We start from the raw sequence: 22,900 nt of genomic DNA on the forward strand, positions 1-22,900 counted from the left end.
TCAAAGGGTCTGGTCATGCACAGTGACTCGGTCTTTGCCATTTTCTTTACTCTCATATAAGGCTTTATCGGCAAGTATTAACACACTTGACGGCGATGTTGTCATTGCTGGAATTATGGTGGCAACACCTATACTTACAGAAGCAACTGTCTTGATTGGCGAGCTAGCGTGTAAAATATTTTGTTTTTCTAAGTCAGCAGCAATCATTTGGGCTATTCTTAACGCGTCTTTGGCCTTTGTATTTGGCAAAATGATGGCAAATTCATCTCCACCGTAACGAGCTGGCGTATCTGAAATGCGTTGGCAATTGTTGTTAATAGCCTGTGCAACCCCTTTAAGGTAGATATCTCCTGCCACATGCCCGTAGGTATCGTTATATTCTTTAAAATAATCTAGATCGCACATCAATACTGATAATGGTAGCTGAACTCGCTGTAGTTTTTTTATTTCATTTTGCAGCTGTAAGTCAAAATAACGCCGGTTGTAGAGTTTGGTAAGGCCGTCTTGATTTGACATTCGTTCAAGCACTTTATTCGCTGTTTCTAACTTTAATGTTCTTTCTTTTACTATTATTTCAAGCCGAGTATTTGCATTTTGGTGGATTTTTAAACGCATTTTTTGTTTTGTATATTTCCAAAAAAGGATAAGGCAAGCTGAAAAAGTTAGTGCAGTGATAGCTACTAATACCCCTTTATATGTCTCATAATTACTGGGCGGAGGATTAAAAATAGTACTATTATAAGGTAATTGATGCGTCTTAATGCCAAACTTTTGCAGTTGTTGGTAATCGAACATAGCTTGGGTGGGTGAGTCCTTAATGACTGGGATATTATTGGCGTTTTCGCCATTGAGTACTCTTAATGCTATTTTGGCTGCTTGTTGCCCTTGTAAAAAACCAGAAGTAATTATTCCACCTAATATGCCTTTGCCCATGTAAAAGTCCCATGAACCATAAATAGGTGTGTTGGTGTGTTTGCTGATCATATGAACGCCATCAGTATAGGAAATGAAATTATTATTTTTGTCACGATTAAAGGCCAACAGGTAAATTAGGTAGTTGTTATCAAGTTTTGACACTCGGTCCGCCACGTCGTTAAGTAAAAAATCTCGATAGTAGTCAAACTCTACTTGTCCATTAAATACTGATTCGGTGTTTTTAATTTCACTATATATAGCATTCCCTGTAGGGGTTTTATCGAGTATAACCATAACTTTGTTTTTTTCTGGATGAAGCTTTTGCATCAAGGAAATGGTTGCTTTGAAGTCCGTTGCTTCAACGACACCTGTGACGTTGTTCATGTCATCAATTAAAGCGTCTTGAAAATTGTTAACCCCGCAAAAAATAATCGGGGTGTGGTTTGGGAAAAGCTGATTGCGATTACGTTTGATAAAATTAAAGGCATTGTTGTCAGAAACAATAATGGCGTCATAATTGTTTTTCTGGTTTTTGGTCAGTAAATACTCTAGTTGTTTTGTTGTATATTCTTTACCAAAATTTCTTTTGGTGTCTAAGTATTCATAAAACAATTCATATTGGTTATGATACTGACGAAAAGTTGATTGAATACCTTTTGAAATATTGTCAGTCCACTCTAATCCTTGATGGTAAGAGTGCAAAACCAAAACACTTTTTTTACTATTTGCGCTATGGGCAGGGTGATTAAAAAAGCATATTAATGTGAATGCACTCAGTAAAAAAATCTGATAAAAGCCAGTATATTTCGCATATATTTTTAGCATTCATTGAATACCAATATTTCTTGAAGTGTATTTGTCTTTATTTATAGGTTAAAAGTACTTGTTTTGCCAGTAAAAACCTTTTTAACCGACAAACTCAGCATATTCCATCATATGCAATGAATTTCAACTAAGACATTAAATTATAGGAACACCATGACCATTCTCTCCATGATAGTAGCCACAGCTGATAATAATATAATTGGCAAAGATAATGACATGCCATGGCATTTACCTGCAGATTTAGCTTATTTTAAAAAAGTGACCTTAGGCAAGCCTATTATCATGGGAAGAAAAACCTATGAGTCTATTGGTCGGGCATTACCGGGCCGTCGAAATATTGTTATTTCTCGTGATGAAAATTACGCCCCCCAAGGCAAAGGCTCTGAAGGTGTTGATGTGGTGATTTCGGTAGAACAAGCGTTAGCATTAATTGAACAGGTTAATAAAACGGGGGCCAGCGAAGAAAAAATAGATGAAGTCATGGTGATTGGTGGCGGTGCAATTTATCAACATTGTTTACCAAATGCAGATCGTTTATACATTACCCATATTAATGCAGCAATCGATGGCGACACTAAATTTCCTGATTATAATGACGGTAGTTGGCAAAAAATAGCGAGTGAGTCACGCCCAAGCGATGAACATAATGCTTATGATTTAGACTTCTGTGTTTATCAACGAGCCGTCAATGCGCAATAACATCTCATTGAACCAGGGAATTTTCACTCAAAACATACTCGCATTAGTGGTTTTAATGTTGGCTATTTTCTCAGCCTTGTATGTTAATTACTTTGTTGAGGCAACTAGCGTAGGAACAGCCTATCATTATGGCTTGTGGTCATTGATGCCTGCTTTTGTCACTATTGCTCTGTCATGGCTTACGCGGGAGCCATTGACGGCATTATTAAGCGGTATAGCGGTTGGCGCTTTTATGATGGGGCAATATGATCTAACCGATCAAATATTGATCCCTTCTATCGCTCAAGCTGGCACAGCAGGGCTATTGTTACTCTACTTATGGTTACTCGGTGGCCTGTTAGGTATTTGGTCAAAAACTGGTGCAGCACAGGCTTTTGCTGATTATATGATCAAACACTTTGTTCGCGGCCAACGCTCAGCTAAATTGGTGACTTGGTTGCTCGGTATACTTTTCTTTCAGGGCGGTACCATGAGTACCGTGCTTGTGGGTACAACGGTGCGGCCATTGGCCGATAAAGCTGGGGTTAGCCATGAAGAAATGAGTTATATTGTTGACTCCACAGCCTCACCAATAGCAATTGTAATCGCCTTTAATGCCTGGCCTGCTTATGTGCAAGCCTTAATATTTGTACCCGGCGTTGCTTTTTTAGCAACCGAGGCCGATCGTATCGCGTTTTTCTTTGCTGCGGTACCTTTTAGTTTTTACGGCATTATTGCTGTGATTGGCACCTTTCTACTCAGTTTGAATATCACTACTTTTTCTGGCAAGCGTATACGTGAGGCTCATCAACGTGCGGCAACTACAGGCGAGTTAGATGCGCCAGGCGCGAAACCTTTGAGCGCTAAAGAATTACAAGTGTGTAATGTACCGCAAGGTTATCGGGCGCACGTGCTTGAATTTATCTTACCCTTAGTTACCTTAATTGCTATTGCTGTTTTGACCTTTATTTTATTGGGCTCTCCGAAAATTAATTGGGCATTTGGTACTGCACTCCTATTAAGTGCCATAATCGCTTTAGCAAAAGGCATGTCGCTAAGTCAGGTGATTGATGGCTTTGGTAATGGTTTAAAAGGTGTGGTGCTAGCATCTGTTATCTTAATGTTGGCGGTAACTATAGGCGCTATCAGTAAACAAATTGGTGGTGGTGTGTACTTGGTTTCACTGCTATCAGCGCAAGTGCCGTACTGGTTATTACCCGTTATTTTGCAATTCATGGCGATGCTGATTGCTTTTTCAACAGGCACAAGTTGGGGCACCTTTGCAATTGCTTTTCCGCTTGCAATGCCTCTAGCTTGGGCTATTGCACAAACCGCAGGAATTGAGAATGCTGAACTGTTTATGATGATTTGTTTTGCTACAGTCCTTAATGGTAGTGTTTATGGAGACCAATGCTCACCTATCTCTGACACCACTATTTTAAGTTCGATGACCACTGGCTGTGACATGATGGATCATGTTAAATCTCAAATTGTACCGGCAACCTATGCAGCAGGGCTTGCTGCGATATTATGGACATTAACAGTCTTAATCTTTGCTTAAATAGAGTTGGCATTAAATACCATGTATGGCGGAATTTTTTTCGTGTTGTCAGAATAAATTCTAACCTACCTTGAGGGTATGGGATACCAGATAGGGCGGAATTCATTCCGCGTTGTCAGGATAAATTCTCACCTACCTTGAGGTATATAAGGTATATAATAAAGAAGCCGTTATTGTTTAAACAATAACGGCTTCTTTATTACTCACAACGCAAAATTAGTTATTTGCTCATAACAAAGTCCAAAATCCCCATGGCTGCTTTTCTGCCTTGATCAATGGCGGTAACTACTAAATCAGAGCCAAGCACCATGTCACCACCGGCAAAAATATTTTGCTGAGAGGTTTGCAGGGCAAAATCACTGTTATCAGCAGCGATAACACGGCCACGTGAATCTAATTCAACCCCTGCATCTATCATCCATTGTGGAGGGCTCGGCAAGAAACCAAACGCAATCACTACTGCATCAGCTTCCATAACAAATTCACTGTCTTTCACTGGCTGAGGGTTACGACGACCATTCGCATCAGGTGCGCCAAGCTCGGTTTTGACAAACTTCACACCGATAGCTTCACCTTGTTCATTTACAGCAATATCAAGTGGTTGAAGGTTAAACGCAAAATTGACACCTTCTTCTTTGGCATTTTGAACTTCGCGTGGTGAGCCCGGCATATTGGCTTCATCACGGCGATAAGCACAAGTCACTGTGGTAGCGCCTTGACGAATTGAAGTACGAACGCAATCCATGGCAGTATCACCGCCACCGAGTACTATTACCTTTTTGTCTTTAAAGCTAACGTAAGGTTTAACTTGATTAGACTCATTGGCAGTTATGCCCATAACATTTTGAGTATTGCCAATTAGGAAATCGAGCGCGTTAAATACACCATTAGCCGTTTCATTTTCAAAACCACCACTCATGTCTTTGTATGTACCCAAACCTAAAAATACCGCGTCGTACTCATCACTGATATCAGCAAAGCTGATATCAACACCGACATTGGTATTTAATCGAAATTCAATCCCCATGCCTTCAAAAATCTCACGGCGGGTTTGAATGACTTCTTTCTCAAGCTTGAATGAGGGAATACCAAAAGTCAGTAAGCCGCCAATTTGTGCGTGTCGGTCATAAACAACAACGTCAACCCCATTACGCGTTAGCACATCAGCACAAGCAAGACCTGCGGGGCCAGCGCCAATGACAGCAACTCGTTTACCGGTTTTTACTACTTGGGATAAATCGGGTTTCCACCCTTGGGCGATTGCTGTATCGGTAATATGCTTTTCGATATTACCGATAGTCACGGCACCAAATTCATCATTTAGGGTGCAAGCTGACTCACATAACCTGTCTTGTGGACATACACGTCCACACATTTCAGGTAAGCTATTGGTTTGATGGCATAAGTCAGCAGCTTCTAAAATACGGCCTTCAGTCACCAACTCTAACCATTGTGGAATGTAGTTATGTACGGGGCATTTCCATTCACAGTAAGGGTTTCCACAATCTAAACAGCGATCGGCCTGGCCCGCACTTTGTTCGTTACCTAAAGGTTGGTAAATTTCAACAAAGTTGATTTTACGTTCATCGATAGGTTTTTTAGCTGGTTCTATTCGTTTTACATCAATAAATTGATAAACATTTTTACTCATTGCTTTTTTTCCTTATCAATTAATTATTGTGCTTGCACGCGTAATTCAGCACTTGAACGACTACGATGACCTAATAAGGTTTTAACATCGATAGCGGTTGGCTTAATTAGCTTAAATAATGGTGCGAACCGATCAAAGTCCTGCAATATATCTTGAGCACGTAAACTATCTGTTTGCTCAAAATGATGATTGATAATGCCACGTAAATGTTCACGATGAATGGCTATGTCGTCAACGGATAGCATTTCAATTGATTCCTTGTTTAGACGTGTATCTAAATCACCTTGTTCATCTAATACGTAAGCAAAACCACCTGTCATACCCGCGCCAAAGTTAACGCCAATATCACCTAAAATAGTAACAATACCGCCAGTCATATATTCACACGCGTGATCGCCAGTACCTTCGACAACGGCATGACAACCTGAGTTACGAACAGCAAAACGTTCACCCGCACGACCACAAGCATATAATTTACCGCCGGTAGCGCCGTATAAACAGGTGTTACCCATGATCATGGTTTTATGGCTGAGATACTCAACACCTTTGGGGGGCTTAACAGTAATCATACCGCCAGCCATACCTTTACCGACATAATCGTTAGCATCACCAGTGAGGATAAGATGTAAACCACCCGCATTCCAAACGCCAAAACTTTGCCCCGCAGTGCCTGATAAATGCATTGTAATAGGAGCGGAAGACATGCCTTGATCGCCATGATGTCGGGCTATTTCACCTGATAAGGTTGCGCCCACTGAGCGGTCAGTGTTTTGTATCGTAAGCCTAAATTCACCGCCACTACTATGTGCAATAGCCTCTTGAGCAACCGCTAGCATTTGTAAATTTAATTGACCTTCATCAAAGGGATTGTTTTCTTCCATTTGATGGACAGCAGTATTCTCACCGGCAACAATAGGGGCAATGATGGGAGATAAATCTAATTTTTGTTGCTTGGCACTAATACCTTCGACTTGCGTTAACAAATCGACTCTACCAATAATTGCGGTCAGGCTTTCAACACCTAAGCTTGCAAGGATTTGTCTCACATCGTGAGCAATAAACTTGAAGTAATTCATTACCTGTTCAGGCAAACCTTTAAAGAATTGATCGCGTAACACTTCATCTTGTGTGGCAACACCGGTAGCGCAATTATTTAAGTGACAAATTCGTAAGAATTTACAACCTAATGCCACCATAGGCGCAGTACCAAAACCAAAACTTTCTGCACCTAAAATGGCAGCTTTAACAATATCGACACCGGTTTTTAAGCCACCATCAACCTGCAAACGTACTTTATGGCGTAAACCATTAGTCACTAATGCTTGATGCGCTTCAGCTAACCCTAGCTCCCAAGGACAACCCGCATACTTAACTGAAGTCAGTGGACTAGCTGCTGTGCCGCCATCGTATCCAGAAATTGTAATAAAATCAGCATAAGCTTTAGCCACACCTGCGGCAATAGTTCCAACCCCAGGGCCAGAAACCAGTTTCACAGAAATAACGGCTTTTGGGTTAACTTGTTTAAGATCGAAAATAAGTTGAGCTAAATCTTCTATCGAGTAAATATCATGATGCGGTGGTGGTGAAATTAAGGTAACCCCCGGCACAGAATAACGTAACTTGGCTATTAAAGGCGATACTTTATCACCGGGTAGTTGACCACCTTCACCCGGTTTTGCTCCTTGTGCTACTTTGATTTGCAAAACATCGGCATTAACTAAGTAATGCGGCGTTACCCCAAAACGGCCAGAAGCGACTTGTTTGATGCGGGAGTTTTTCACCGTACCAAAGCGGCGCTGATCTTCGCCACCTTCACCTGAGTTTGAAAAGCCGCCTAAACGGTTCATGGCAATGGCAAGGGCTTCGTGTGCTTCAGGACTTAATGCGCCAATAGACATAGCCGCAGAGTCAAAGCGTTTATATAATTCACTCTCTGCCTCAACAGCACTGATATCGATGGCTTGGCAATTATCTTTGAAAACCAGTAGATCGCGTAACATAGCAGCAGGTCGATTATTGACTTCATCAGCATATTGACGATAATCTTCATAGTTACCGCTTTGCACTGCTTTTTGCAAATAATTGACTACGTCTGGGTTAAAGGCGTGATATTCTTCGCCGTGTACGTACTTCAATAAGCCTCCATGTTTAACGGCCTGATGCGGCAAAAACGCTTTACGGGCAAGGTTGATATTGTCTTGTTCAATATCATTAAAATCAGCACCTTGAATGCGACTAGGTAAATCGCTAAAGCATAACTTCATGATATTTTCGTTTAAACCGATCACTTCGAATAAGCCAGCACAGCGATAACTGGCAATCGTTGAAATACCCATTTTAGAGAGTATTTTCAATAAACCTTTATTAATGCCTTCACGATAGTTTACTACTGCATCACGCGCACTTAGCTTAATTTGTCCTTGTTCAACTAATTGCTCAATGGTTTCAAAGGCAAGGTATGGATAGATTGCCGTTGCCCCTAAACCAAGTAGCACGGCATATTGGTGCGAATCGCGTACAGAGGCGGTTTCAACAATAATATTTGAGTCACAACGTAGTTGCTGGTCAACTAAGCGTTTTTGTACCGCACCTACTGCCATTGCTGCTGGAATAATCAGTAAACCTGGATGAATTTGTCTATCAGAAAGCACTAATATAACGGTACTTTTATTGCGTACTAAGTCTTCTGCTTCATCACATAAACGAATGATGGCAGCTTCTAAGCCTTCGTCAGCATCGTAGGATAAAGTTAGGGTATCAGAGCGATAATGTTCAGGGTCTAATTCACGTAGTTGTTTTAAACCGGTATACATGAGTACAGGTGTTGAAAACAACATGCGATCGGCATGTCCAGAGGTCTCATTAAATACGTTGTGTTCGCGGCCAATACAGGTTCCTAGTGACATCACATATCGTTCCCGCAAGGGATCTATAGGCGGATTTGTCACTTGCGCAAATTGTTGGCGGAAATAATCGTACAAGGTTCGAGGTTGGCTGGAAAGTACCGCCATTGGCGTATCATCGCCCATTGACCCTGTCGCCTCTTGACCATTTTCAGCCAATGTTTTAATCACTTGCTGAATTTCTTCATAACTGTAATTAAACATTTTATGATATTGGTTCATTTCGGTATCTGAGAAGACCCGAATGCCAATTTGATTGGCTTCTAATTCATCAAATGGCACCAATCGACGAATGTTTTTGTTGAGCCATTCACGGTAAGGGTGGCGTACTTTTAAATCGTTATCGATATCATTAGAGCTGAATAATTTGCCAGTGTAAGTATCAAGTGCGAGCATCTCGCCGGGACCAACGCGACCTTTTTCAATCACTTCATCTTCGCCGTAATCCCAAATACCAACTTCAGAGGCAAGGGTAATAAATCCGTTACGAGTTATTACATAACGAGCAGGGCGCAATCCGTTTCTATCTAAGTTACAAGCCACATGTCGACCATTGGTCATCACCACGCCAGCAGGGCCATCCCACGGCTCCATATGCATTGAGTTAAACTCATAAAAAGCGCGTAGTTCGTCATCCATTAAGGTACTGTTTTGCCATGCAGGCGGCATTAGTAAGCGCATGGCACGATATAGATCCATGCCTCCAGCAAGGAAAAGCTCGAGCATATTATCTAATGATGATGAGTCAGAGCCGCTTTGACTAACAAACGGAGCGGCATCATGTAAGTCAGGTAGTAGTGGTGACTTAAAGCGATAAGTACGTGCGCGAGACCATTGACGGTTACCATTAATGGTATTGATTTCACCATTGTGAGCAAGGTAGCGAAAAGGTTGTGCTAAGTGCCACTGCGGAGAAGTATTGGTAGAAAAGCGTTGATGAAATACGCAAATAGCACTTTGCATACGAATATCGGCTAAGTCTAAATAAAAGTTTGATAAATCTTTAGGCATCATTAAGCCTTTATAGATGGTTACCAAACATGACAAGCTTGCAATATAGAAGACATCATCAGTGATGCGTTTTTCAGCGCGCCGACGCGCCATATATAAACGTCGTTCTAGGTCTCGATTTCGCCAACCCGGTGGAGCGTTAACAAATACTTGTTCAATAGTAGGCATATTACTGATAGCAGCGCCACCGAGTACTGAAGTATCAATTGGCACCGTTCGCCAACCCACTAAGGTTAAGCTTTCGTTTGCTAACTCTTCTTCTAATATTTTTTTTGATAAGGCAGCAGCAACAGGATCAGGGTTTAAAAAGATCATACCAACGGCATATTTTTTACCTAGCTTCCAGCTATTATCTTCGGCAACCGCACGGAAAAAGCTATCAGGCTTTTGTAGTAGCAAGCCACAGCCGTCGCCAGTTTTGCCATCAGCAGCAATACCGCCTCGATGTTGCATACGATCAAGGGCTGAGATAGCGGTCTTAATAAGTTTATGGCTGGTTTCACCTTGTTGGTGGGCAATTAAGCCAAAACCACAGTTTTCGCGTTGAACGCTATGATCATAAAGTTGCATTACACTCTCCTAATAAATGCCGCTTGGTGAACAGAATATACAAAATATAAAGAATAAAGGTATGAAAAAAACGCATAACCATCCTGTTTCAGTCCAAGAAGGGGTGCTTACATTACTCACTCATAAAGTGGAAATCAATAAAAATAGAGCATTTGCTCGTAAATTTTTTACATTTCACTTAGAGGATAATGTGAATAATTCTCATTATTAGGAGTAATTATTTGTTTTTATGCTATTTTGTCTTCTGTTATTGCTGTTTTACATGACTGGAGTCACATTCGTGAAAGTTAATTACATTTTTTGTTTATTACTACCTAACAAAAAGATAGTGTTTATTTATTCATTATGCAATCAATATGTGAAGAGTGAGGCTTTAGATTTTATGGAAGTGGTTTGGGCTTGAAGTAGGTCAGGGAGTCATTGAGCATTAGCGTGATTGCTCTGGCGAGCTTTAATTTTGCTTTATTAGCGCAAGCTCTTGCTTGCGCTAATTAATAACCACTTAAGGCAAGTAGCTCTTACCCATGAGATAAGTATCCACTTCACGCGCACAACGGCGACCTTCATCAATGGCCCATACAATTAAGCTTTGACCACGACGGCCATCACCTGCGGCAAAAACACCTGGCTTGCTAGTAGCAAACTTGTCGTAATCAGCGGCAATGTTAGAGCGGTTATCTTGTTTAAGACCAAATTGCTCAATTAAACCACCCTCAGGTCCCATAAAGCCCATGGCAATAAGTACGATATCAGCGGGAAGTATTTTTTCACTACCTACAACTTCTTGTGGGAACATTTGACCTTGCTCGTTTTTCTCCCAAGTTATATCTACAGTATGAACTGCTTTTACCTTACCTTGACCATCGCTTTCGATTTTTTTCGTCATTACTAAGTATTGACGAGGATCTTGACCTTGAATTTCAATTGCTTCAGTTTGGCCGTAATCTACAAGTAAACGCTTAGGCCATTGTGGCCAAGGGTTACTTGCTTCACGTTGCTCAGGTGGACGAGGCATAATTTCAAGTTGAGTAACATTGCTGCATTGGTGACGTAATGAAGTTGCGATACAGTCAGTACCTGTATCTCCACCACCAATCACCACCACATTTTTTCCTTTTGCATTGATGAATTGACCATCTTGATGCTCGCTATCAAGTAAGCTTTTGGTATTAGCTTTCAAGAAGTCCATGGCAAAATGAACGCCTTCAAGTTCACGGCCTTCCACGGGTAAGTCACGTGGAACAGTTGCGCCGATACAAAGGACAATAGAGTCGAAATCAGCTTCAAGCTGTGCAACACTAATATCTTTACCTACTTCGGTGTTGGTGACAAAAACAATGCCTTCATCCGCTAAAAGGTCTACACGTCGTTGCACTAATTCTTTTTGCAACTTCATATTAGGAATACCATACATTAACAAGCCACCGATACGATCGGCACGCTCATAAACGGTAACCATATGACCCGCTTTATTTAACTGAGCGGCGGCGGCAAGTCCTGCTGGGCCTGAGCCAATTACCGCAACGGTTTTACCAGTGCGTGCTTTTGGTGGTTGTGCCTTAACCCAACCTTCAGTAAAGGCACGGTCAATTATTTCTTTTTCATGCAGTTTAATGGTAACTGGATCTGAGTTGATACCTAATACACAAGCACCTTCACAAGGCGCAGGACATACCCGTCCTGTAAACTCTGGAAAATTGTTGGTTTTATGCAATAAGTCAACGGCGTCTTTCCAGCGGCCGCGATAAATGAGGTCATTCCATTCAGGAATAACATTATTTACCGGGCACCCTGCTACTGCAGGAGCGAACTCTGATTTAGCTGACTGACAAAATGGCACGCCACAGTCCATACAGCGCGACGCTTGCTTTTCAATGTCCGCTGTTGGCATGTCTTCATAGACTTCTAACCAATCAATTAAGCGCTCACCGGCATGACGTTGAGTTGGTAAGCTACGACCTACGTTGATAAATCCTGTTGGATTACCCATAATATTTTCTCCTGTGACGCTTAAGCTTTGGCGCTTGCAATGTTAGTTAAGTGAATGTCGAAAGCTTCAACAGCAATGTCATATTCTGACTGATGTTTCCCGCGCTTGCGTACGTCATCCATGTAACCTTGCATGCGTTTAAAATCTACCGGCATGACTTTAACGAAACGAGTGACACTTTGTTCCCAGTTTTGCAGTAGGCTCTGTGCTACTTTTGAGCCGGTAGCTTCAAAGTGTTGCGTAATTAAGGCGTTTAATTCTTGGCTTTCGCTTTCAGTGTTAACAGTTTCTAGCGCGACCATTTCCATATTACATTTCGCAGCAAAGTCATTATGCGTATCAAGCACGTAAGCTATACCACCAGACATACCTGCGGCAAAGTTACGACCCGTTGCGCCTAAAATTACCGCTTTACCACCTGTCATGTATTCACAGCCGTGATCGCCAACCCCTTCAACAACCGCAGTGGCTCCTGAGTTACGTACACAGAAACGCTCACCCGCAATACCGTTAATAAATGCGGTTCCTGAAGTAGCACCAAAGAATGCAACGTTACCAATTAAGATATTTTCATTGGCCGCGAACTTTGCTTGTTTACTTGGGTATACCACTAAATTTGCACCCGATAGCCCTTTACCAAAGTAATCATTGGCATCACCTTCAAGTTCAAAACGTAAGCCTTTAGCTGAGAAACAACCAAAACTTTGACCTGCAGAGCCATTAAATTTAACTTTGATGGTGTTCTCTGGTAAGCCTTCTGCGCCGTAATGTTTAGATATTTCATTTGAAATCATCGCACCTATGGTGCGGTCGGTATTAATCACATCGTATTCAAGTTCCACGCTTTCTTGATTAGTTAATGCTGTTTGTGCATCTTTAATCATAGCGTGGTCGATAATATCGTGGATCAAATGCTTTTGTTCAATCGACTGATGAAGAGTTTGCTCAGCATCACCTTCTTCTTTGTGAAGTAATGGCGTTAAATCAACACCTTGATATTTCCAATGGTCAACATCATCGAGTTGTTTCAGACATTGGGTTTGACCCACCATTTCGTCGATGCTTTTGAAACCAAGTTCAGCCATAATTTCTCGTAACCCTTCTGCCATCATAGTGAAGAAGTTAACTAAGATATCAGCACGGCCAGTGAAGCGATCACGTAACTCTTTATCTTGGGTGGCAATACCTACCGGACACGTATTTAGATGACATTTACGCATCATAATACAACCTTCAACCACTAGTGCTGTGGTTGCCATACCGTATTCTTCTGCGCCAAGCAAAGTGGCAATGGCTAAATCACGGGGTGTTTTAAGTTGACCGTCAGTTTGTACGGTAATACGACTACGTAATTTGTTACGTACTAAGGTTTGATGCGTTTCAGCTAAACCTAACTCCCATGGTAAACCAGTGTGTTTTATTGAACTTAATGGCGATGCGCCTGTACCGCCATCATGGCCAGCAATGAGCACTACGTCAGCGTAAGCTTTAGATACACCAGATGCGATGGTACCAACACCTGCTTCAGACACTAACTTAACGTTAATACGGGCATCTCGGTTGGCATTTTTAAGATCAAAAATTAATTGTGATAAATCTTCAATAGAGTAAATATCATGATGCGGTGGTGGAGATATTAAACCAACGCCAGGGGTAGAACCACGGGTTTTACCAATCCAAGCATCCACTTTATCACCCGGTAATTGACCGCCTTCGCCGGGTTTAGCTCCTTGCGCCATTTTAATTTGCAACTCTTCTGCATTGCTAAGGTAATGGCTAGTCACACCAAAACGACCAGAAGCTACTTGCTTTATTTTTGAATTCATTGAGTCGCCATTTTCCATTGGCGTAAAGCGAATAGGGTCTTCACCACCTTCACCGCTATTACTCTTACCGCCAATACGGTTCATTGCAATCGCTAGGGTGGTGTGTGCTTCCCAAGAAATAGAGCCAAAAGACATCGCACCAGAGGCAAAACGTTTGAAGATGTTTTCTACCGGTTCAACGTCACTTAATGGAATTGATGGACGGTCGCTAGTTAATTCAAGCAAACCACGAAGCGTGAATGCTTCTTTGCTCTGCTCGTCTACTAGCTTTGTATATTCTTTAAACTGGTTAGTGTTGTTACTTGCCGTTGAATGCTGTAATAATCGAATAACGGTTGGGCTAAACAAATGACGCTCGCCATCATTTCGCCATGAATATTCACCCCCTGTTGGTAGTAAGTTTTCAACAGCAATACGGTTTGCCTCGGGGAAACCTTCACGGTGGCGTAATAAGGCTTCCTGAGCGATTTGATCTAAGCTTAACCCTTCAATACGACTCACGGTACCTGTGAAATATTCATCGATAACGTCAGAGTTAATACCTAAGGCTTCAAAAACTTGCGCACCTAAATAAGACTGTAAGGTAGAAATCCCCATCTTGGAGAAGGTTTTTAATAAACCACTACCTACTGCAGCGGTATATTTAGCAACAATATCGTCATCAGTTAATTTGCTGTCAAGTACGCCTTCATCACGCAAGCCATACATACTTTCTAACGCTAAGTAAGGGTTTACCGCTGCTGCGCCATAGCCAATAACAGTAGCAAAATGATGAGTTTCACGGATGTCACCTGACTCTAAAATAATATCAGCGCCAGAGCGCAATTTTTCGCGAATTAAGTAATGATGAACAGCTGCGGTTGCTAACACAGATGGAATAGCCACATGGTCACTATCAACTTCACGATCACTTAAAATTAGGATTTCATAACCATCTTCAACGGCACTTTTTGCGTTAAAGCAAACGCGATCAAGTGCTTTTTTAAGTGCACCCGGTTCACCGCTAGCTTTAAAGGTAATCGCAATAGTTTTTGATTGCAGATGATTATTATCGATATACTGTAACTTGCGTAATTGATCGATTGTTAATACAGGCTGTTCAATTTCAACTTTGTGGCAATGCTCTGGTGTTTCATCGAGTAAGTTACATGACTTACCAATATAACCACGCAATGACATAACTAATTCTTCACGAATAGGGTCTATTGGTGGGTTGGTGACTTGAGCAAATAATTGTTTAAAATAATGGGATAATTGCTGTGGACGATCGGACAAAACGGCTAACGGTGTATCTGTACCCATAGCACCAAGCGGCTCTTTTGATGTGCCCACCATACCAGCTAAAATCAAATTAAGATCTTCATTGGTATAACCAAAGGCTTTTTGCATTTTACGCAGCTCTGCTAGTGGCGGTTGGGCAATAGACGCAATGGGAACGGGTAATTTATCTAACTCAACTTTATTGTCTGCTAGCCACTTACCGTAAGGCTGAGCTGAGCTAACTTTTGCCTTTACTTCATCATCACTGATGATGCGACCTTGCTCTAAATCGGCAATGAAAATTTTACCTGGCTGTAATCGACCCTTTTCGACCACAGTGGCTTGATCAACACATAAAGTACCGGTTTCAGAGCCCATCACTAAGGTGCCATCGTCCGTTAATAGGTAGCGAGAAGGACGTAAGCCATTGCGATCAAGTGTAGCCCCGATAATGTTACCATCAGTAAATGATAATGAAGCAGGGCCATCCCAAGGCTCCATAATGCATGCATAGTATTCGTAGAATGCTTTTTTAGTCTCATCCATATCGGTTTGAGTTTGCCAAGCCTCTGGCACCATCATCATCATCACTTGTGCTAGCGGCCTACCACTTAATACGAGCAATTCAATTGCCATATCAAGATTAGCAGAATCCGAATTGTCATTATTACAAATCGGGTTCAGCATCTTTAATTCAGCGTCACTAAAGTTAACCGAGCTAAATAATGCTTCACGGGCATTCATCCAGTTTATGTTACCGCGTACGGTATTAATTTCACCATTATGAGCAATATAACGAAATGGTTGAGCACGACGCCACGCAGGGAAAGTATTAGTAGAGAAGCGAGAATGGAACATTGCCAAACCTGAAACGGTACGCTCATCTTGCAGATCCAAGTAATATTGGCGCACTTGTTCGGTGGTGAATTGTCCTTTGTAGACAATCTTAGTTGATGACATCGAGGTAACATAAAATTCGTCACGCTCTTTAGCAATTGTTGCATTGAGTGTATGAGAAGTATATTTACGTAATACAAATAATTTACGCTCAAATTCTTGTGACGTTAATGCTGTAGGTTTTGCAATAAATACTTGTTCAATACTGGGTTCAGTTTCATATGAGGCTGCACCTAACATTGAGTTATCACCTGGAACTTGACGATAGCCTAATAACGTTAATCCTAATTCATCAATGTGTTTATTTAATATGCCTCGGCATGCTTCCTTTTGTGTGTCATCAGCCGGAAAGAAAATCATACCTACGCCGTATTCACCAGCGTTTGGTAAGTTAAAACCTAACGCTGCAGTTTCTTGGCGGAAAAATTCGTGAGGAATTTGAATAAGAATACCTGCACCGTCACCACTTTTAACATCAAAGCCTGTACCACCACGGTGTTCCATACAGCTCAACATGGTGAGTGCATTTTCAATAATATCGTGAGATTTTTTACCCTTGAGGTTAGCGACAAAACCTATACCACAGCTGTCATGTTCAAACTCTGACCGGTAAAGACCTTGGGATTTGTTACTCATATTATTCATTGCTTATTCCTATATCATCAAACTATTTATATTAGCTTTTGTGCTTAACAGTAAGGCTATTTGCTAATTAAGTTATATATCTTTAATACTCAAATTTATCTAGCTGATCCTTCAGAATATAATTTTGAACCTCGCGAGCATGAAACGTTAAAACGTTAAGCGGCCGGCAAAATTACCCGTAAAATGACTAATAGTCAAATTTTTTGTGAATATATATGCATAATATTTGAATATATAGGTCGATAATTTATTATTAATAAATTAATAGTAATCACTCTAAATTAGTCTGTATGTCAATAGTAGAAGGTTTTTTGTTTTCTAGTGTTTTTTTTTGGTTATAGAGGTTATTGAAGTGGATTATTCATTTTCTATTAGGGGCATAGCAAGTCTATTAAGTTAGCTTTGAGCTGGGAAAGAACTTAATCAACTTGGCATTACGTTGTAAAAGGTAGCGAAGAACCAATAAAAAAGCCTCTACATTGCTGTAGAGGCTTGTTTTGAACTCAGTTACAAGAAGAGCTACTAAACACTCTTTGTGTTTAGCTTTTATGGCTGATAACCGCCAACAATTCCTTTGGTGGTAATACTCACCGCGTCATGGGCATGTAAAGATTCAAGATGATTTATTTTTAACCAAAAATCATCATAGCCCTCGGCCAAATTCATACTGTATTGTAAGCGACGCGCTGCATCTTCACAGAACATCAGGTTTTGTCCGTTTAGGCGGGCAAACTCTTGCTCGTCTTCACGTTTAACAGCAGCTTGCACAGGCGTTTGAAGTGAGTTTTCAACCAAATTAACTAAATCGGTAATCGGAAAGTCACTAATATTATTATTAAGTTTCACTTTGACTTCAGCAATAGAGCGCTGTGAATGTGGGGTGGCTACAATACCTTCGGTAGTACCAAGCCATTCATGAACCGTCGCTAAATCAAAATTATTTTCATCAAATTTTTGCTGAAATGCCTTTTGAATGAGTTGTCGTGCCAAGGCGGCAGAACAAGGGCAGGTTGATGAGTAGGGTACATCAATGACCATTTCTATCGCCAGGCTTCCCTGATTTAAGTGGCCTGTTAGGGTGATAGGATAGGCCTTCCAGCCTTCTTTACCACTGATTAAAGACTTTCTTCGTAAGTGATAATCAAAGCTGAAAACAACTTTAGCCTGATCACTTAAATCATTATGGCTACTAATAAAACCATCGAGTAAGGTAACTAAACTTTGATAATTCAGTACATTATTGGTAGATAATTCATCAAGAAGTAAATATAGGCGCGACATATGAATGCCCTTAGCCTGTGCTTCTGTTAGGTTGACGAAAGCATCTACATGGGCAGAAACCATACGTTCGGTCTCACCTTTTGAGGCGACCATAATTGGCATTTCAATATTACTCATACCCACCCAGTCAAGTGTTCCCTCTGTTTGGGCTGTGGTATGGTTGGCAATATCTGGCATTGATGTCGGCATTACGACTCCGCTTTAAGCTATAGCTACTTAACTAAGGCTGCGCGATGATAGCTAAGTAATCACGCAACAAGTAAATTCAAGGGCGCACATTCTATCTTATTTTTTAATAGGAATCATTATTGTTATTTGGGCAGTTAAAAAAAAATAGCAATATGGGGTATTAAAAAGGTGAATACAGTTAAATTTAATGGCGGTGTGTATTGGTAGTTGAACTAAATATTGATAGACTCAAAAGGATAAAACATCAAGTAGTAACGAAGTATGGGGCTTTATTTTGAGTGAGAATACTGATTTGATACAATTAGATACCGAACTTTTAGACAGTTATATACAAAGCTTAGGGAGTGTAGTGGTTAAACAAATGTTTGACTTATATTGCCAACAAGTGGTGGGATATATTGAGGATATTGAACATTCATTGGTTCATCAAAATGCCAAGTTGTGGCAAGAGAATTGCCACAAAATGAAAGGTGCTGCTGGAAGTATTGGCTTAAAAGCATTGCATGGTCGATTAAAGGTTATGGAAAAATCGACAAAAGATCATGCGGATAAAGCAGAGCAGTTAACGGCGCTTAAAACTCATAATAGTGCGGCTATCGCAGACTTTGAGCATTGGTTTACGCGCCTTTAATGGCAAAATTAACACTTAAGTTGTTTGGCAATTAGTCGGTTTGACCGACGAATCGATAACCTTCACCATGGATGGTGTTAATTAATTCTGGCGTATTAGTGTCAGATTCAAAGTGTTTACGTAATCTTCTGATTGTGACATCTACCGTTCTGTCATTGCTGCGTAAATCTCGTCCCGTCATTTCTTTAATTAATGCTTGTCTTGAGATGATGTTACCTTGATTTTTAATTAATAAGCGTAACGCACGGTATTCACCGCGTGGGATTGGAATGATTTCACCACTTGGACTGGTCATTTCACGAGAGTTGCCATTGAGTGTCCATTGATTAAAGCTAACTATGGCTTGCTCTTCTTCTGTTTCAGATGGGTTTTGACCGATACGACTGAGAATATTTCTCGCTCTAATAGTTAATTCCCTAGGATTAAAGGGTTTGGTTAAATAATCATCGGCACCAATTTCTAGCCCTAAAATTTTATCAATATCGCTGTCACGCCCAGTTAAAAATATTAAACCTAAATTTTTATTACTGGCAAGCTCTCTACCAAGCAATAAGCCGTTTTTTCCTGGGAGGTTAATATCCATTATCACAAGGTTAATGTCTTGCTTAGCAAGTATTGAGGTCATAGTATCACCATCAATAGCTTCATAGACATCATATCCTTCTGCTTCAAATAAATTACGTAAACTAAAACGAGTAACGTCTTCATCTTCTACAATAAGAATTTGATAATTTTCCATACTATTTCCGGTGTTTTTATTATAGTAATTAACATCTGGTTAACTATGGTAACTAAGTCTTAATTAAATAACAATTATATTGCGTATATAATGTGTAAAGTTCTAATAATTTATTGTTATGGCACTAAAAAAACAGGGAAGGTGACATTGAATGTTGTACCTTGTCCAGCGCTGCTTTCAAATTCTATATGCCCATTTAATGCTTGGTTGACCAAGTTGTAAACTAAATGTAAGCCAAGACCGCTACCACCACTGCCGCGTTTTGTAGTGGTAAAAGGCTCAAACACTTTTGCTTTGATATTTTCATCCATACCTTCACCATCATCTTGATAACAAAGGTGAAGTTGATCACTTAAATGCATGACAGAGATATTGATTGCGCCAGCTGGTTTATGCTCAAAACCGTGAATAATGGAATTTAAAATAAGGTTGATTAAAATTTGGTTAATAGGGCCAGGCTTACTTTCAATGACAAGATTTTCTGGACAATCTATGGTGATTACTACTTGCTCTTCATTGAGTTTTGCTTGCAAAGTAAGCATCACCTCTTCTATGAGTTCTTTTACATTAAACACACGATTATCGGCAGTTGATTGATCAACGGCAACTTTCTTAAAGCTTGAAATTAACTGCGCAGAGCGTTCTAAGTTTCGGTAAATAATAGCAATATTTTCTTCACCTTGAATTAAGAATTTTTTCAACTGGCTTGATTTTAACGTCTTGTTTTCAAAAGCTTGTTTTATTTCACTATGACTATCGCTTAACAGTGTTGAAGCGGTAATTCCCAAACCAATAGGGGTGTTTACTTCATGAGCAATACCGGCAACCATATCCCCGAGTGAGGCCATTTTTTCGGTTTCAACTAATTGACCTTGAAACTGGTGCAATTTTTCTAGGGTTAATAGTAGCTCTTGGTTTGATTCTTTTAAGGCGTCTGTTCTTGCCTGTAATTTTTCGGCTAAGTGATTATTTTGTTGTAATGCTTGTTGGTGATTCTCGTCTTTTTTCTGTAGGTACTTTTCAGTTCTTGCTAGTAATATATTGATATTTCTAGCAAGAATATCTAATTCAATAATAGGCAGTGGCTGAATTCGTGCTTGATAGTCTTTTTTTTGCGCAATTGTCTGTAAAGCACCCACGATAGTTGCAATAGGCTTACTTATTCTTCTTTGAATAACAACGGCTAACAATAAAGCTAAAGCTAAGCCTAATAACAACAACAGCACGCCAGTAAAATAGAGTAACCGACGATAATCAGTTATGTGTTTGGTGCTTGATTGAATATATAAATAACCTATGGTTTGTTCGTTATGCATTATATTAACAATAAGTTCAGCATAGTCCGTTTGATATTGAAGTGTCGATAATGGTGCAATTTGATCAATTTTATCGGCGATGGAAGGATAATACATGCTTTTATTAAAACCTGTAAAATACTGAGTTACATCGGCATTATCGATTTTGTATATATGGATATAATTAATAAAACTTGGTGTGATTATTTGCTTCAATAGCGTATTAAGTTCTCTTGGTGCGTTGTTATCATTGTCTAATAAATAATTCACGCTGGTGTGCGCTAAAGAGTTTGCCCAAGCCGTGGTGTTAGTTTCTAAATTTATTTTTTCTTTTGCTTCAACCAGATAAATAATAGTGGCTAAGATGATTATTAGCACTAAAAAGGAAACGCTGAAAATACTCGTCAGTAAATACCGACGATTAGACATTAATTTTTTTATTGTATTCATCAGATAACCATCGCTGAAAAAAGTAACTTTATCAAGTTTGGCTCGCTATTATTTACGATCTGCGTAGTAAATACTGAAACCTTGTTTGCTGAGCAAACTGCGACTATTGCCAATATGTTGCTGCATTATCGGTAAGTATTGTAAAAAACTATTAGCAACAATGGTGATATTTCCGTTGTGCTGCAGATGTGGTTTTATACCGCGCAGAAATTCTTCACTGGCTAGATAACTGGTTTTTGTGCCTTGATGAAAAGGAGGGTTAGATACGACATGTTGATATTTTTCGGATACCTCAGATAAGCTATTTGAAGCAAATACATGCCCAGGTATGTGGTTCAATGCTAAGGTTTTCTTTGCTGACGCTATGGCAAGCGCACTGACATCAAGTAAACATAGTTCAGTATCAGCGAATTTTTTTCCGATAAAACAGCTGATCACACCAGCGCCACAACCAAAATCTAACACCTTGCCTTTCATCACCCTAGGTAAGTTTTCTAACAATAAGGCAGTACCAACATCTAGTTTCTTTTGGCTAAAGACACCAGGTAATGAAGCTATGGTAAGTGTTATACCCCCAACACTAAGTTGATATTTTTCGAACCAGTCATTAAGGATGAAAGCTTTATTTAAACTTTCCGCTTTGACTATTCCCACGAACAACAAGCAATGACGTGCAGCATCGACTTTTTGACAATTGTTAAGAAAAGCTTGAGTTAATTTAGGGCTAGACTGTACCCCCCCTTTTTTTTCTCCAACCAGAAAGATTTTAGCGTCGATATCTAAAAATGGTGCAATCATTGCCAAGGTGAATGCGAGTTCACCTTTACTTTTAGGGAAATTAATCACGACTAAGTCATGTGTTAGTTCAGTATGATATTCACTGGTGAAGCTTGACGTTATTCTGTTGTTATATTGTTTTTTTAGTGCCTGATGGTCAATATAATTGGTGTTATAACAACTTATTTTGGCGTTAGAATTATCTGACAAATAATGTTCAATAAATCCATCTGCCATTAAGTTAATAAATAATGGGGTTTTGGCAGATAGTAATGTGTCATTGCGTAACAATAGTTGGCTAACATTTGACAAGGATATAGACATAAAAAGAAACAACGATGAATAAGATAGAAGATACTATTCTACTAGATAGCCATTCAATTCAACAATTAGAATTTTTCCACATTGACAAAAAAGCGTGGAAAATGTTTAAATAACCCCGTCCCTAATTCTAATCTTGTGGTGCTATGCCATAAGATTTTAAAGGGGTCAGAAGAGGAGCGTTAACCAGGTAGTTATCATTGTTTTGACTTAGTTAAACTAAATCAAAACCCAGAGATCAAACTCTGCTAATGATAATGAGGGGGATTAACGCCGAGGCAATAACTTATTTGATGAAGTTGTTGTCGGTCGTTTTTGATGAGAGATATTTCTTATCAATGTGGGCTGAATCCCAACGATTGTCACTGTTACTAACTGACCTAAGGTTGTTTAGTAATTGAGTGGAGAGCTTCTGGCCTTTGCATATCAGCCAGTATACACCTATGACTTACGGTGATTGCTCGGCTCAACGTAAATGCCTACAA

12 protein-coding genes and 1 riboswitch are annotated in these 22,900 nt (G+C 40.1%); of the genes, 3 read left to right on the forward strand and 9 right to left on the reverse strand.

Features of this window, described 5'->3' with window-relative positions:
* The gene (locus ABXG98_RS01130; protein ID WP_353536839.1) at positions 1-1,740 is read right to left on the reverse strand and encodes an ABC transporter substrate binding protein; all 1,740 of its coding nucleotides are present in this window, start codon (positions 1,738-1,740) and stop codon (positions 1-3) included.
* 153 nt (positions 1,741-1,893) lie between these two features.
* On the opposite strand from ABXG98_RS01130, the gene folA reads away from it, so the two are divergent.
* Positions 1,894-2,439, forward strand: coding sequence for a type 3 dihydrofolate reductase (gene folA, locus ABXG98_RS01135; protein WP_353536840.1), 546 nt, complete (start codon positions 1,894-1,896; stop codon positions 2,437-2,439).
* On the forward strand, positions 2,429-3,979 hold the full coding sequence (locus tag ABXG98_RS01140; RefSeq protein ID WP_353536841.1) for a Na+/H+ antiporter NhaC family protein: 1,551 nt from the start codon (positions 2,429-2,431) through the stop codon (positions 3,977-3,979). Before folA ends, ABXG98_RS01140 begins: the two co-directional genes overlap by 11 nt.
* Positions 3,980-4,199: 220 nt before the next feature.
* On the opposite strand, the gene ABXG98_RS01145 is transcribed toward ABXG98_RS01140, so the two are convergent.
* The 5 genes from ABXG98_RS01145 to folE2 form a co-directional block, all read right to left on the reverse strand.
* A complete protein-coding gene (locus ABXG98_RS01145; RefSeq protein WP_353536842.1) occupies positions 4,200-5,630 on the reverse strand; it encodes a glutamate synthase small subunit GltD family protein in 1,431 nt (476 codons plus the stop codon).
* 23 nt (positions 5,631-5,653) lie between these two features.
* On the reverse strand, positions 5,654-10,114 hold the full coding sequence (gene gltB / locus ABXG98_RS01150; protein WP_353536843.1) for a glutamate synthase large subunit: 4,461 nt from the start codon (positions 10,112-10,114) through the stop codon (positions 5,654-5,656).
* Positions 10,115-10,616: 502 nt separating this feature from the next.
* Complete coding sequence (locus ABXG98_RS01155; protein WP_353536844.1) at positions 10,617-12,104, reverse strand: glutamate synthase subunit beta; 1,488 nt, start codon at positions 12,102-12,104, stop codon at positions 10,617-10,619.
* A gap of 20 nt (positions 12,105-12,124) precedes the next feature.
* Positions 12,125-16,732, reverse strand: coding sequence for a glutamate synthase large subunit (gene gltB / locus ABXG98_RS01160; RefSeq protein ID WP_353536845.1), 4,608 nt, complete (start codon positions 16,730-16,732; stop codon positions 12,125-12,127).
* A 546-nt stretch (positions 16,733-17,278) separates the two neighbouring features.
* Positions 17,279-18,202: a GTP cyclohydrolase FolE2 gene (gene folE2, locus ABXG98_RS01165; protein ID WP_353536846.1), complete on the reverse strand. Its 924-nt coding sequence runs from the start codon at positions 18,200-18,202 to the stop codon at positions 17,279-17,281.
* Positions 18,203-18,476: 274 nt separating this feature from the next.
* Here folE2 and ABXG98_RS01170 point away from each other — a divergent pair, with 274 nt between their 5' ends.
* The gene (locus ABXG98_RS01170; protein ID WP_353536847.1) at positions 18,477-18,833 is read left to right on the forward strand and encodes an Hpt domain-containing protein; all 357 of its coding nucleotides are present in this window, start codon (positions 18,477-18,479) and stop codon (positions 18,831-18,833) included.
* A gap of 31 nt (positions 18,834-18,864) precedes the next feature.
* On the opposite strand, the gene arcA is transcribed toward ABXG98_RS01170, so the two are convergent.
* The 3 genes from arcA to ABXG98_RS01185 all read right to left on the reverse strand — a co-directional run bounded on the left by arcA (position 18,865) and on the right by ABXG98_RS01185 (position 22,418).
* Positions 18,865-19,572, reverse strand: coding sequence for a two-component system response regulator ArcA (arcA, locus tag ABXG98_RS01175; protein WP_353536848.1), 708 nt, complete (start codon positions 19,570-19,572; stop codon positions 18,865-18,867).
* Between the two features lie 116 nt (positions 19,573-19,688).
* Complete coding sequence (locus ABXG98_RS01180) at positions 19,689-21,317, reverse strand: sensor histidine kinase (RefSeq protein ID WP_353536849.1); 1,629 nt, start codon at positions 21,315-21,317, stop codon at positions 19,689-19,691.
* Between the two features lie 48 nt (positions 21,318-21,365).
* A complete protein-coding gene (locus ABXG98_RS01185; protein ID WP_353536850.1) occupies positions 21,366-22,418 on the reverse strand; it encodes a methyltransferase in 1,053 nt (350 codons plus the stop codon).
* A gap of 161 nt (positions 22,419-22,579) precedes the next feature.
* Positions 22,580-22,835: riboswitch (Lysine riboswitch) on the forward strand.
* Positions 22,836-22,900 lie beyond the last annotated feature (65 nt).

Origin of the sequence: Colwellia sp. KU-HH00111 (genome assembly GCF_040362745.1) — a bacterium.
GTDB lineage: Bacteria > Pseudomonadota > Gammaproteobacteria > Enterobacterales > Alteromonadaceae > Colwellia.

What these genes read in the sequence shown, in the direction of transcription:
- ABXG98_RS01130 (WP_353536839.1), bottom strand. Translation starts at nt 1,740, where the DNA reads ATGCTAAAAATATATGCGAAATATACTGGCTTTTATCAGATTTTTTTA.
- folA (WP_353536840.1), top strand. Translation starts at nt 1,894, where the DNA reads ATGACCATTCTCTCCATGATAGTAGCCACAGCTGATAATAATATAATT.
- ABXG98_RS01140 (WP_353536841.1), top strand. Translation starts at nt 2,429, where the DNA reads ATGCGCAATAACATCTCATTGAACCAGGGAATTTTCACTCAAAACATA.
- ABXG98_RS01145 (WP_353536842.1), bottom strand. Translation starts at nt 5,630, where the DNA reads ATGAGTAAAAATGTTTATCAATTTATTGATGTAAAACGAATAGAACCA.
- gltB (WP_353536843.1), bottom strand. Translation starts at nt 10,114, where the DNA reads ATGCAACTTTATGATCATAGCGTTCAACGCGAAAACTGTGGTTTTGGC.
- ABXG98_RS01155 (WP_353536844.1), bottom strand. Translation starts at nt 12,104, where the DNA reads ATGGGTAATCCAACAGGATTTATCAACGTAGGTCGTAGCTTACCAACT.
- gltB (WP_353536845.1), bottom strand. Translation starts at nt 16,732, where the DNA reads ATGAATAATATGAGTAACAAATCCCAAGGTCTTTACCGGTCAGAGTTT.
- folE2 (WP_353536846.1), bottom strand. Translation starts at nt 18,202, where the DNA reads ATGCCGACATCAATGCCAGATATTGCCAACCATACCACAGCCCAAACA.
- arcA (WP_353536848.1), bottom strand. Translation starts at nt 19,572, where the DNA reads ATGGAAAATTATCAAATTCTTATTGTAGAAGATGAAGACGTTACTCGT.
- ABXG98_RS01180 (WP_353536849.1), bottom strand. Translation starts at nt 21,317, where the DNA reads ATGAATACAATAAAAAAATTAATGTCTAATCGTCGGTATTTACTGACG.
- ABXG98_RS01185 (WP_353536850.1), bottom strand. Translation starts at nt 22,418, where the DNA reads ATGTCTATATCCTTGTCAAATGTTAGCCAACTATTGTTACGCAATGAC.